This is a genomic window from Flavobacterium sp. W20_MBD1_R3 (assembly GCF_052119725.1).
Taxonomy (GTDB): Bacteria; Bacteroidota; Bacteroidia; order Flavobacteriales; family Flavobacteriaceae; genus Flavobacterium.
In genome coordinates, this window is the sequence record NZ_JBGQOR010000004.1 from 1 (window position 1) to 12,472 (window position 12,472).

The following is a 12,472-nucleotide window of genomic DNA, read 5'->3' on the forward strand; positions in this document are numbered from 1 at the left end:
AAAAGTTAATCCCTGGCTTTTATGAACGGTGATTGCCCAAGCTAATTTGATGGGATAATGCACAAAAGTTCCCAAAAATTCCTCTTCAATTTCTTTAGTGGCTTGATCTATTTTGTAGCGAATGTTTTGCCACTCGTATTTTTCTACTTCAATGGTTTTGTTTTCTTCCGGAAAATGAACTAAGATTTCCTTGCTCGAAAGCGATTTGATAACGCCCATTTTTCCGTTGAAATAATGTTTATCAAAGGATAAATCATTTTTTACAAACATAATTTGCGCACCAACTTTTAACTGCAGTTGATGTTCCACGGGAAATATCTTCTCCGGAAAATCACCAGTAATCTCGGGTTTATATATCCCCAACTTTCCCTCTAAATCTTCCAAAGCCTGCGCATTCATCGTGTCGGCTTTGTTGTTGTGTGTAGTTAATGTAATGTATCCTTTATTAGCTTTTAAATCAAAATCTGGCTTTACATATTGGTTTAAGGTTTGAATGTCTTGCTGCGAAATCTCATTATTACGCAAATTGTTCAAAACTGAAATAAACGTATCATCAGTCTGCCGAAAAATCTTAGACAATTCAATGTACAAAGGCGGATTTTGTTGTACCACATGCGAGTGGAAAAAGAATTTTCCTTTATAATAGGTTTTAAGGGTTCTCCATTCTTCATCACGAATCACTGGAGGCAACTGCAGCAAATCCCCAATATATAAGACCTGAACGCCCCCAAACGGAATACTTTTTTTGCGTACGGATTGCATCATATAATCCATCGCGTCCAGTAAATCAGCCCGAAGCATACTCACTTCATCAATTATCAACAATTCCATATTGCGAATCACTGATTTTTTCAAACCACTCATTTTAAAATGCCTACGCAAGGTAGCTTTAGTCTCAAATTTAGTACTTTCGGAAAATTGTGGCGATGAATTATCCGGAATAAATCCTCCAAAGGGCAACTGAAACATGGAATGAATGGTAACACCGCCAGCGTTTAAAGCGGCAATTCCAGTTGGTGCCACTACAACAGTGTTCTTGTGTGTAGTTTGAATAATTTCCCGTAAAAGGGTAGTTTTACCTGTTCCTGCTTTCCCAGTTAAGAAAACGGATCGTTGGGTTTGGTTGATAAATCGTAAAGTGTAGGCAGCTGCTTCTGAGATGGTTTGCATTTGGCGTGTATATATAGCTAAAGTATTGAAAATTAGTAATATTATTGAAATAAATGGAAAACATTTACCATTATAATTCGACTGTATTTTTAGCCCTGCTAGCAACGGAAATCCTCGAAATATAGAAAGTGATTTTTTCTAGCTGGAAAAGAGCGACCAACGGAAGCTCCTTTTCTAGGTAAGAAAAAACACTTGCTAAACGAGAGGTTGAAGCGGATAGCGGGAAATAGCTTCAAAAAAAATGCCTTCAATCTAAATGTAGACGAAGGCAATTTTTTGAATTAATAGTAAAAAATTATTTTTTAGCTTCTGCCTTTTCTTCCGTTTTTGCAGGTGCTTTGTATTTGTCGTTTAAGGCTTTGATAATTTCTTTTGTGATATCAAATTTATCTTCAGCATATAAAATTGAAGCGGCATCGCCTGTCCCGTAGATGTATGCATATCCTTTTTCTTTACCGTACGCTTTGATGAATTTTTTAACACCGCTCACTAAAGAATCCATTTCTTTTCCGCTTTCTTGTTGCAGTTCTTGAGATAATGCTTGTTGCGCATAACTCAATTGTTGTTCTTTCTTTTGCAATTCAGCGCCTTTTTCTTGCGCCCATGCTTGACCATTTGCTTGTGCCTTAGCTTGAAAACCTGCAGCTTCTTGCTTGAAACGATTTATTTCGGCTTCTAATTGTCTCCCTTTTTCCTCGGCTTTTGTTTTGTATTTTGCTTCAAGATCTTTGGCCTCTGTATATTCTTTCATTAATTCAGAAGTGTCTACGTAAGCTGTTTTTATTTCTTTAGCTGCCTCTGCTGGTTTATTGCAAGCAACAAGTGAAATTGAAAGTGCGATAATTACTAATGCTTTTTTAATCATATTTTTAATATTTCTTTTTTGGTGTACGTTGATCTTTGATTTCATTTTGATTCATTTCTAGTTTTGAATATTGCTGACAAAAATATAAAAAAATAAACAGCATTACCAGAAAGTTTGAAAAATGCTACTTATTAATTACTATCAGATTTAATTATTATAAATTAAAATTACATCGTATATTACTATTAAAAACGAATCGTATATCTGTTAAATAAACGACTTACTTGAAAAATTCAACATCATTCCTCAATTACATTAAAATTAGAGTTTAAATGCTTTTAAAATGATTTCTAGTTGTTTTTAAGAATATAAATGTGCGAAGAATATTCAAAAGTCTTCTTAGCTTCCCAATTTGATTGTAATCCAACTGAAATAGCTTTTAAATAATTCATTTTACCGGTTTTGTATTTTTCCGAAAGTAGGCTCACATAAAAAGAGTCAAATTCCATAGGAAGTACTTTTACCAATTTCATTTCTTCTTTTTCGAAAAGCAATTTTATAGCCATCTTCGAAAAATGCCAAAAATGAATCGGCACATCATAAGCCGCCCAAAACTTTCCGTAATGTTTTGCATCGAAAGATTTAAAATTGGGAACTGCAATTATCAAAGTTCCTTTTGGTTTTAATAATCGTTTCAATTCTTTGATTTGGTTATCCAAATTAGGAACGTGTTCCAGAACGTGCCACATCGAAATCACATCAAAAGAGTGATCCTCTAATTCGCCGGTTTCCCCAACAAATGAAACACCCTTCTTTTTTGCAATTGCTTTTGCTTTGTCACTTGGCTCTACTCCTATCGTATGCCAACCATTCTCTTTGGCCACGGATAAAAAGTCTCCTGTTCCGGCACCAATGTCTAAAAGGCTTCCTTTATTAGAATGCAATGAATTGATTAAATTTAATTTATTTTTCAGCGCTATATTTTTAACAAAATGATATGCTTTTTCAAACAAGGATCGTTTACTGTCAGTATGAGAAATATAGTCAACGCTTTCGTAATATTTTCCTAAATTTTCTAAACTAGGCTGTGGAGTCGTAACCAACATGTCGAATTTGGCATCATGATACAAGTCAAAAACTTCCTGAGAAACGGAATAATCTTTAACGGTTAAAAAAGGCTCTTGGTTTGAAATATCCATATTGTTAGTTTTCAGTTTCCAGTCGCAGTTTGCAGCTGAATCCCTTTAAATATAATGCAAATTTGATTTTGTTTCACGTGGAACGTCTTGTAAAGTATCTATCTTTATACTGAACACTGCGCCTGAATACCGATCACTAAACTAGCGCCCCATATAAATAAGCAACACCGAAACATCACTCGGCGAAACACCGCTGATTCGTGAAGCTTGAGAAATAGTTACCGGTCGAATCTTGCTTAATTTCTGTTTAGCTTCAATTGACATCGATTTAATTTTATCATAATCAAAGTTATCAGGAATTTTTACATCTTCCAGTCGAAGCAGTTTATCAGCGTTGTTTCTTTCTTTTTCGATATAACCAGAATACTTCACTTGAATTTCGGCCTGTTCCAATATTTCCTGATCCACATCATTAGCTGCAACATAAGAAGCAACCTTTTCAAATTTCATCATATCATCTAAATCAATTTGTGGACGCGAAAACACTTTAAACATTTTATCCCCTTGAGTTATCAGTGCAGTGTCCTTAGATTCTAAAACCGGATTTGCCTCTGCTACAGAAACGCTAGTTTCTTTGAAAAAAGCAACCATTTTTTCTGATTCATTTAATTTATGTTCCATTCTTCGCAAACGCGTTTCTGAAGCCAAACCTATTTCATGCGACATAGGAGTCAATCTGAAATCGGCATTATCCTGACGTAGCAGCGTTCTGTATTCCGCACGAGACGTAAACATTCGATATGGCTCTTCTGTTCCTTTAGTAATTAAGTCATCAATCAAAACTCCTATATACGCTTCGTCCCTTTTTAAAATTAACGGCACTTTTTCATGCACTTTTAAATGTGCATTTATCCCTGCCATCAATCCTTGAGATGCCGCTTCTTCATATCCTGTAGTTCCATTTATTTGTCCAGCAAAATACAATCCTTCAACTAATTTTGTTTCCAAAGTATGTTTCAATTGTGTCGGAGGGAAATAATCATATTCAATTGCGTAACCTGGACGAAAGAATTTAACTTTTTCGAAACCTGCAACAGAACTTAATGCTTTAAATTGAATATCTTCAGGAAGCGATGTAGAAAAACCATTGACATATACTTCACAAGTATTCCATCCTTCTGGTTCCACAAACAATTGGTGTCTGTCTTTATCCGCAAAACGATTAATTTTATCCTCAATAGACGGGCAATATCTAGGTCCCATGCTTTTAATTCTACCATTAAACATAGGCGAACGATCAAAACCTTCTCTCAAAATATCATGAACGTCTAGCGAAGTATACGTCATGTGACAAGATTTTTGATGAATTAACGGAGAGGTCACATCCGAATATGAAAATTTATCCGGTTTAGCATCTCCTTTTTCTTCGTTCATTTTCGAATAATCCAAAGAACGTCCATCTACTCTTGGAGGTGTTCCTGTTTTCATTCGTCCCGCTTCAAAACCTGCCGCAACTAGATCTTCTGTAATTCCGTGCGCAGCACTTTCACCTGCTCTTCCTCCTCCAAATTGTTTTTCGCCAATATGAATCAAACCATTCAGGAAAGTTCCATTAGTCAGTACAACCGATTTAGATCGAATCTCCACTCCTAGCGAAGTTCGGATTCCTTTTATTTTACCATTTTCAATAATCAACCCTTTAACCATTTCTTGATAAAAATCAAGATTTGGAGTTCCTTCCAGCATCATTCTCCATTCCTCGGCAAAACGCATACGGTCACTTTGAACACGCGGCGACCACATTGCAGGCCCTTTGGATTTGTTCAACATCTTAAACTGGATTGCAGTCCTATCTGAAACAATTCCCGAGTATCCTCCAAGCGCATCAATCTCCCGAACAATTTGTCCTTTAGCAATACCGCCCATCGCTGGGTTGCATGACATCTGGGCAATATTCTGTAAACTCATTGTCACCAATAAGGTTTTCGAACCCAAATTTGCGGCAGCAGCAGCAGCCTCAGAACCAGCATGCCCTGCACCAACAACTATCACATCATATTCATTTTGAAACATCTTCTTTTATAATTTAATCCTTATTCAGGATTGTAATTTTGAAATCTATATTTTGTTCCACGTGAAACATTGCAAACTTATTTTTGAAACCAATAGTTAATGTTCCACGTGAAACACTTCGAATTAAAATTTAAAAAACGCTACTGTTCCACGTGAAACATTGCGATTTTCTGATCTTCTTTAGAGCGCATTATTGGTTCATCAACTTCACCCTTGTCCTTGTAGCCACAGTAATGCAAAATTCCATGAACCAAAACTCGCCTTAGTTCTTCCTCAAAGGATACATTAAAATCGGCAGCATTGTCTTTCACTCTTTCAACGGAAACAAAAATATCACCATGCAATTCATTACCCATAGAATAATCAAAGCTGATGATGTCCGTTAGTGTATCGTGATCCAGATACTCGACATTAATTTTATGGAGATATTCGTCGTCACAAAAGATATAATTTATTTCCCCTTCTTTCTTATTTTCCGATGTAATAACATTTCCCAACCATGAAGCAATAGCTTCTTCGTTGTCAAGATTAAAGTCGGTTTCGTAATTAAAATTGATCATTTTTTATTAAAATATTCTTGAACCTTTTGATTAAAATTCGAACGCAAAGGTAACGATTGTCTATTTAATATTTCAATGCTATTCAAATAATCTAATAAGGGAGCCGGCAAGGCATTAGATCGATTGTTAAACTCATTTATATTACTGTCCGATTGGCGTTTATTTTCCTCTCCTTGTTGTTGTATGGCGGAATTCAATTTCAATAATTCCTGCTTTACATTCAATATCTTTTGAAGCGTTTCATTCTTAAAACCTTTATTCAACAATTGCTTTTCAATTTGCTTCATTTGTTCCAAAGCGCTTTGTCCATTTCCACCCAATCCTTGTTTGTTCAATTCGTTTTGCAATGCTTCACGTAATTGCTTTTGTTCTTTGTAAATTTCCATTATAGCCTGAGCGTTACCTTCACCGCCCACACCATCTTCACCAAGCTTCCCTTGTTTGCCATTTTGTCCTTTTGCGCCGGCACCCGGCTGCTCTCCTTTTTTGATTCCGTCTTTCATTTTCTCTCCAAGACCTTGTTGTTTTTTAATAATATCCGGCAATTGCATTCCTTGTCCTTGACCCGGTTTCGGTTTACCAGAACCCATTCCTGACATTTGCATTTGCATATTATTAAGCATATCACTTAGGAAATCTGCTAATTTGTTAGCCGCAGAAATGGTATATTGTTGATGCGACAAACCTTTTGGAACTTGAGCATCTGTTAAACTGGACAAAGACTTATCTACGTTGTAAACTACATTGCCAATTTCTTTAGTAATATCCTCCGCAATTTTAGGATTGCGCAACGACATCGCAAATAAACTGTCGTCAACATGCTTGAACTGCTGTTTTAAATCCTGTTGAACTTTGATATTTTTATTGAACGCCGGAGATCCTAGTTTATGCTTTTTAAATTGGTTCATCAAGTCTTCTTGGGACAAAGAAAATGCTAATAGGTTGTCCAAGATTTGTCGCAACATTACCACATCTTCCTGCAACTGTTCCATCTCACCTTGCTCCAAAGTTTGTGCCATTTTTTGCGCCATCTCTTTCATCTTTTTAGATGCGCTTTTTTGATTTGGCTTAGCTTCATCTTTTTTGTCTTTCTTCAATTCCTCAGAGGCTTTCTTTAAATCTTCATCAATACTTTTCTCTTTAGCATCGTCTTTAGGTAAATCCAAGGGTGATTTTAATTCCTTGTTTTCTTTATCCAAATCATTTAAATCCTCTCTGATTATATCAAACTCAGCATTGATAACTTCTTGCTTGTCTAGTTTGTTTTCCTTTTCATCATTAGATAACTTATCTTGCTTCTCAGACAGCTTGTCCAATTTGTCTCCTAATTGTTCTGCTTTCTTTTCTACATAAAACCTCTTTGTCAACTCTACTAATTGCTCTAAATTCTTAGTTTGGTTTTTGCTGTTTTGTTTAAATTTATCTAACTTAGTCAACAACTCTTCATTCTGAATTTTATCGTTCAGTTCTTTCAATTCATCTAAAAGCTTCTGATTTTTTTCCAATTCCTTTTCGGCTTTGTCCATTCGTTTTTGAAGCTCTTCTTTAAATTCATCCTTTTTATCCGTTTTGAATTGCTCCAAATTATCATTCATTTTTTTTGTAAATTCTTTCATCATCTCGTCTTGTTTCATTTGACGCTTGATGAAATCATTTACTTTTTGCTGATCTTTGAAATCCAGATTTTCTTTTTCTTTTCCGGTTTTTTGCAACTCCTCCATTTCAGAAATTTGCTTATCCTGGTTTTTTAAAGACTTCTCTAAACCGTTGATGTTGTCATTTTGCTGCTGCAAAATTTGATCTTCCTTTTCTTCATCTGTGGAAACACGATTAGAAAAAACAGAAGACTTGGTACTTTTGAAATTATGGATTGCATCGTTATCAAAAACTTCAAAATAATAATCATATAACACGCCTTGCTCTACCGGAAGGTTACTAGGAAACGAAAACACGAATTGATCAAAAGCACTTTTCTTAATAGCAATTGTTCCACGTTTATAAGTTTGTGGTTTCTCTCTTTCATAATAAACAATCTGAAGTCTAGTCAAACCATAATCATCGGAGATTTGACCTAAAACATAATTCTTGGCAACCTTCAAACTGTCCGGTGCGTTGTTCACATTGATCGTTGGGAACTGATCTTTAACAATTGTCAGCTGATAATTGAGTTTTTCATAGTTTTTTACCTTATCATTTGAAGTAAGAATTTGATAATCTGTGTTTTGAACTATATTTTTTGATAAAACAAAGGTGTTTTCTGTTTTTGAAAAAGTAGCTTTCGAGATTCCTTCCATCCACACTACATTTTGTGTGGCTTGTGTGTTCATTTTCCAAGTCACACGTGTTCCTTCCGGAATAACAGCATTTCCTGTTCCTTTGATAGTTTCTGGCTTTTTATTTAAATACGAAGGAAAGTTCAACTGCATTTCAAAATTAGCAATCGATGGAACAGTTATAACTTTCAATTCATAATCCGGAGAAGAAATAGCATTTCCCTCCACGTGGAACAAAATATTTTCTGAAGGCTTTGCCATCTTAAATTGAAACTCTCCCGCTTTAGTCGATTCCATAAAATAACTTTCATCATCAATAAAAATCATAGCGTTCTCAGGAACTATTTTTCCTTCTGTTTTCATGCGAAGGATAAAATCACTTCCTTGTTCGGTTTGTAAATTTGAATTAAGAACTATAAATTTAAAAGGAGCCGGTGGCAAAAAAGTAGCATTAAAATGCACTACCCTATTCAAACTTTGAGATATCATAGTACTATTTCCGGAAAAGTACAAGGACGCAAATAACAGCATTGGAATTAAAGCCAAAGGAAAATATTTCCTGTTAACATTATAGTTTATAGCGTTACCAAAAGGAATTGGTTGCAACGCATTGGCTTTTTGTTCAATCGATGCAGCTAATAATTCCGATTTTATTTGATGCTCGTTCGGATTTGATAATTGTAAAAAGTTAGTGAGCTTATCACTTACTTCCGTAAAATGATTTCCAATAATTGTCGAAGCCTGATTGTAATCGATTCCTCTTTGAAGTTTGAATAATTTAAAAATTGGAAACAAAATAAAACGAAACAACAAATACACTTCTACTCCAACGAAAGTCCAAAATAAAACGGTTCTTCCCATTGGCTTGAGCCAAAGAAAATATTCGACAAAAAGCGTAACAAGGAAATACAACAATCCGAATCCGATAAAGAAAATACTTCCTCGCATCAATTCGTTGGTGTAAAACTTTCTAATGAAAGCTTCTAGTTTTTGATAAATAAACAGCTGATTTTCCAAAATGTGTGCATTGTTTTTTGTAACCAATAAAAGTAACAATTTATACGCTGGAAATTATCTAAATTCCAAAATATCTAAATCAGTGATAGAAGACACTTGACAAACAGAATAATGGTCTTTACAGCCAATTCGCTAATTTTTATAAAAAATTTATAAGAAATAAACCACTTACTGTCAAATTGCACTGATTAATATCCTAAAATACAAAATTTAGTTTTTTTCAAAATAAATTTGCGAATTTGCGGTTGTTTAGAAAACGGCTGTTTTTGCCTAATTGAAATCGTATCTTTACCAAAAAAATTACAGCAATGTCTAAACAAGTTCGGGTGCGTTTTGCACCAAGTCCAACTGGACCTTTACATATTGGCGGAGTTCGTACCGCATTATTCAATTATTTATTTGCCAAAAAAAACAATGGTGTTTTCTTCTTAAGAATTGAAGATACAGACCAAAATCGCTTTGTTCCCGGTGCCGAAGAATATATCATCGAAGCACTGGAATGGTTAGGAATTGCGCCAGATGAAACGATTGGTAAGAACGAGAAATTTGGTCCCTACCGTCAAAGCGAAAGAAAAGATTTGTACCATCAATATGCTGCTGAATTAATCAATTCTGGTAATGCGTATTATGCTTTTGATACAGCAGAAGCTTTAGATACAGCACGAAAATTAGAAGAAGAACAAGGAAAAACTTTCATATACAATCATACTAATAGAGAAAAACTGGACACTTCATTAGTGATTTCTACAGATGAAACTGCAAAAAGAATTGCTGCTGGAGAACATTATGTCATCCGTTTTAAAACTCCGGTAAACGAAACGTTGCATCTTCATGACATTATTCGTGGTGATGTAAAATTTGAAACGAATCTTTTAGACGATAAAGTATTATTTAAAAGTGACGGAATGCCAACCTATCATCTGGCTAATATAGTGGATGATCATTTAATGGAAACCTCTCACGTAATTCGTGGTGAGGAATGGTTGCCTTCTATGCCTTTGCACGTATTGTTGTACCGAGCATTTAGTTGGGAAGCTCCTGTATTTGCACATTTACCATTAATTATGAAACCCGTTGGTAATGGAAAATTATCCAAACGGGACGGCGATAAAATGGGCTTTCCTGTATTCCCGTTAGATTGGAAAACCGCAGAAGGCGTTTCATCAGGTTACAGAGAAAAAGGATTTTTTCCCGAAGCCGTAATCAACTTTTTAGCATTATTAGGTTGGAATGACGGAACCGATAAAGAACTATTCTCGCTGGAAGAGTTAGTTGAAGCATTTGACTTAGACCGAGTTCATAAAGCCGGAGCTAAATTTGATCCTGAAAAAAACAAATGGTTTAACCACCAATATCTAATCAAACAAGAAGACACGACTTTGGCGAAAGCCTATGCGCCAATTTTGGCAGAAAAAGGATTTTCTATTGATGAAAGTCTATTAACAAAAGTGGTTTCTTTAATCAAAGAACGTGCAGATTTCGTATCTGAATTTTGGGAAATGAGTGATTTCTTTTTTGTGGCTCCAACAGCCTTTGATGAAAAAGCAAGAAAAAATTGGAAAGTAGAAACACCAGCGTTGATGCAAGAATTAATTTCTGTTATAAAGGAAATTACTGATTTTACTTCGATGAATATAGAAACGATTGTCAAAGACTGGATGACGAAAAATGAAATTGGAATGGGAAAAGTAATGCAACCGTTTCGTTTGAGTTTAGTTGGTGCACTGAAAGGGCCTCACCTATTTGATATCGTTGAAGTAATTGGAAAAGACGAAACGATAAATAGAATTCAAAAAGCTATTGCCACTCTTTAAAAACAGCATAGCTTCCAGGCTTTAATGGCTTGGAAGCTATTTATAATAAACTCTAAGTAATCTAAAAAGGGTTTCCAATAAACACATGAATTTTAAACTGTGAAACTTTCACTGCATGCTGCTCAGCGTGAAATAAATAATTAGTTGTTACAACAAAATCGCTTATAAAAAATAAAGCTCATTTAGTTGCAATCTTTCTATTTTAAAGTTAAAACACTGCCGTGCAAATGATACAACGTAAAGTAAGTGTTATTTTTCTCATATAATTTAGATTTACAAAGAAAAACCTAAAGATTTTTTGTAAATTGTCAGATAATTATTTAACTAAAAAAAAACAATATGAACATTCCATTAATAGTACTATTAGTATTAGGATTCTTTATTTTACTGTCCTCTTTTTTTACAGTCAAACAACAAACAGCAGCTGTTGTAGAGCGTTTTGGGAGATTTTTAAGTATTAGACAATCCGGTTTACAATTAAAAATTCCTTTAATAGACAGAATTGCGGGTCGCGTAAATTTAAAAATCCAGCAATTAGATGTTATCATTGAAACAAAAACTAAAGACAACGTTTTTGTGAAACTAAAAGTTTCAGTTCAATTTATGGTCATCAAAGAAACGGTTTACGACGCTTTTTATAAACTAGAGTATCCGCACGATCAAATTACTTCTTATGTTTTTGATGTGGTTCGTGCCGAAGTTCCAAAACTTAAACTAGATGATGTTTTTGAAAGAAAAGATGATATTGCCATTGCTGTAAAAAGAGAATTGAATGAAGCCATGACTACTTACGGATATACCATCATCAATACATTAGTAACAGATATTGATCCGGATATTCAAGTAAAAAATGCAATGAACAGAATAAACGCTGCTGACAGAGAAAAAACAGTAGCAGAATTTGAAGCAGAAGCATCCAGAATTAGAATTGTGGCTAAAGCGGAAGCGGAAGCTGAAAGTAAAAGATTACAAGGTCAAGGTATTGCAAACCAAAGAAGAGAAATTGCTAAAGGTTTAGTAGAGAGTGTAGATGTCTTGAACAGAGTTGGAATCAACTCTCAGGAAGCTTCAGCACTGATTGTGGTAACACAACACTATGATACGCTTCAAGCTATTGGTGCTGATGCCAATTCCAATCTGATTTTATTACCTAATTCTCCACAAGCCGGAAGTGACATGCTTAATAACATGATTGCCTCGTTTAGTGCTTCTAATCAAGTAGGCGAAATGATGAAAAAAAGAAATGGAAAAGGAGTTTCTAGAAAAGAAAGTAATGAAGAATTACCTGAAAAACAAGAAGATATAGAAGAAGATCCAGAAACAGAAGAATAGTTTACTAAATTATTTTATAAAAAAAAGAGGCTTAATGGCCTCTTTTTATTCTTTTTATCCACTTGATCACAAATGGTAACGCAAAAGTTAATAGTGAACCATAAGAACCTGAAAATGCATTTAAAGAAGATCCAACAACTCCACCAACGATGTTCATTGGAGTCATGCTTTCTTTTGTTTTTTTTAAACCATAAATCAATTTTTGATAACTGATTTCTTTCTCCATCTTTAAAATTTCCAGTTCTCTTTCAATTTGTGCATAGGATGAATATTTTTTAGTTTCCATATA

At 34.6% G+C, this 12,472-nt stretch carries 9 protein-coding genes; 2 read left to right on the forward strand and 7 right to left on the reverse strand.

Annotated elements, in window-relative coordinates; translation table 11 throughout:
* The 6 genes from ACEN2F_RS07515 to ACEN2F_RS07540 form a co-directional block, all read right to left on the reverse strand.
* On the reverse strand, positions 1-1,170 hold a 1,170-nt coding region (locus tag ACEN2F_RS07515; protein WP_441737558.1), incomplete at its 3' end, for an ATP-dependent DNA helicase.
* 295 nt (positions 1,171-1,465) lie between these two features.
* Positions 1,466-2,032 (reverse strand): OmpH family outer membrane protein, encoded by a 567-nt coding sequence (locus tag ACEN2F_RS07520; RefSeq protein WP_441738017.1) that lies wholly within the window; start codon positions 2,030-2,032, stop codon positions 1,466-1,468.
* 293 nt (positions 2,033-2,325) lie between these two features.
* Entirely contained in the window at positions 2,326-3,174 is an 849-nt protein-coding gene (locus tag ACEN2F_RS07525; RefSeq protein WP_441737560.1) for a class I SAM-dependent methyltransferase, read from the reverse strand.
* 141 nt (positions 3,175-3,315) lie between these two features.
* Complete coding sequence (gene mnmG / locus ACEN2F_RS07530) at positions 3,316-5,187, reverse strand: tRNA uridine-5-carboxymethylaminomethyl(34) synthesis enzyme MnmG (protein WP_441737562.1); 1,872 nt, start codon at positions 5,185-5,187, stop codon at positions 3,316-3,318.
* Between the two features lie 140 nt (positions 5,188-5,327).
* The gene (ybeY, locus tag ACEN2F_RS07535; RefSeq protein ID WP_441737564.1) at positions 5,328-5,747 is read right to left on the reverse strand and encodes an rRNA maturation RNase YbeY; all 420 of its coding nucleotides are present in this window, start codon (positions 5,745-5,747) and stop codon (positions 5,328-5,330) included.
* Complete coding sequence (locus ACEN2F_RS07540; RefSeq protein ID WP_441738019.1) at positions 5,744-8,881, reverse strand: hypothetical protein; 3,138 nt, start codon at positions 8,879-8,881, stop codon at positions 5,744-5,746. Before ACEN2F_RS07540 ends, ybeY begins: the two co-directional genes overlap by 4 nt.
* Positions 8,882-9,345: 464 nt before the next feature.
* Here ACEN2F_RS07540 and gltX point away from each other — a divergent pair, with 464 nt between their 5' ends.
* Positions 9,346-10,851: a glutamate--tRNA ligase gene (gene gltX / locus ACEN2F_RS07545; RefSeq protein WP_441737566.1), complete on the forward strand. Its 1,506-nt coding sequence runs from the start codon at positions 9,346-9,348 to the stop codon at positions 10,849-10,851.
* 339 nt (positions 10,852-11,190) lie between these two features.
* Positions 11,191-12,183: an SPFH domain-containing protein gene (locus tag ACEN2F_RS07550; RefSeq protein WP_441737568.1), complete on the forward strand. Its 993-nt coding sequence runs from the start codon at positions 11,191-11,193 to the stop codon at positions 12,181-12,183.
* 31 nt (positions 12,184-12,214) lie between these two features.
* Here the strand turns inward: ACEN2F_RS07550 and ACEN2F_RS07555 are convergent, their stop codons facing one another.
* Positions 12,215-12,469, reverse strand: a complete 255-nt coding sequence (locus ACEN2F_RS07555; RefSeq protein WP_441737570.1) for a DUF6327 family protein — start codon at positions 12,467-12,469, stop codon at positions 12,215-12,217.
* Positions 12,470-12,472 lie beyond the last annotated feature (3 nt).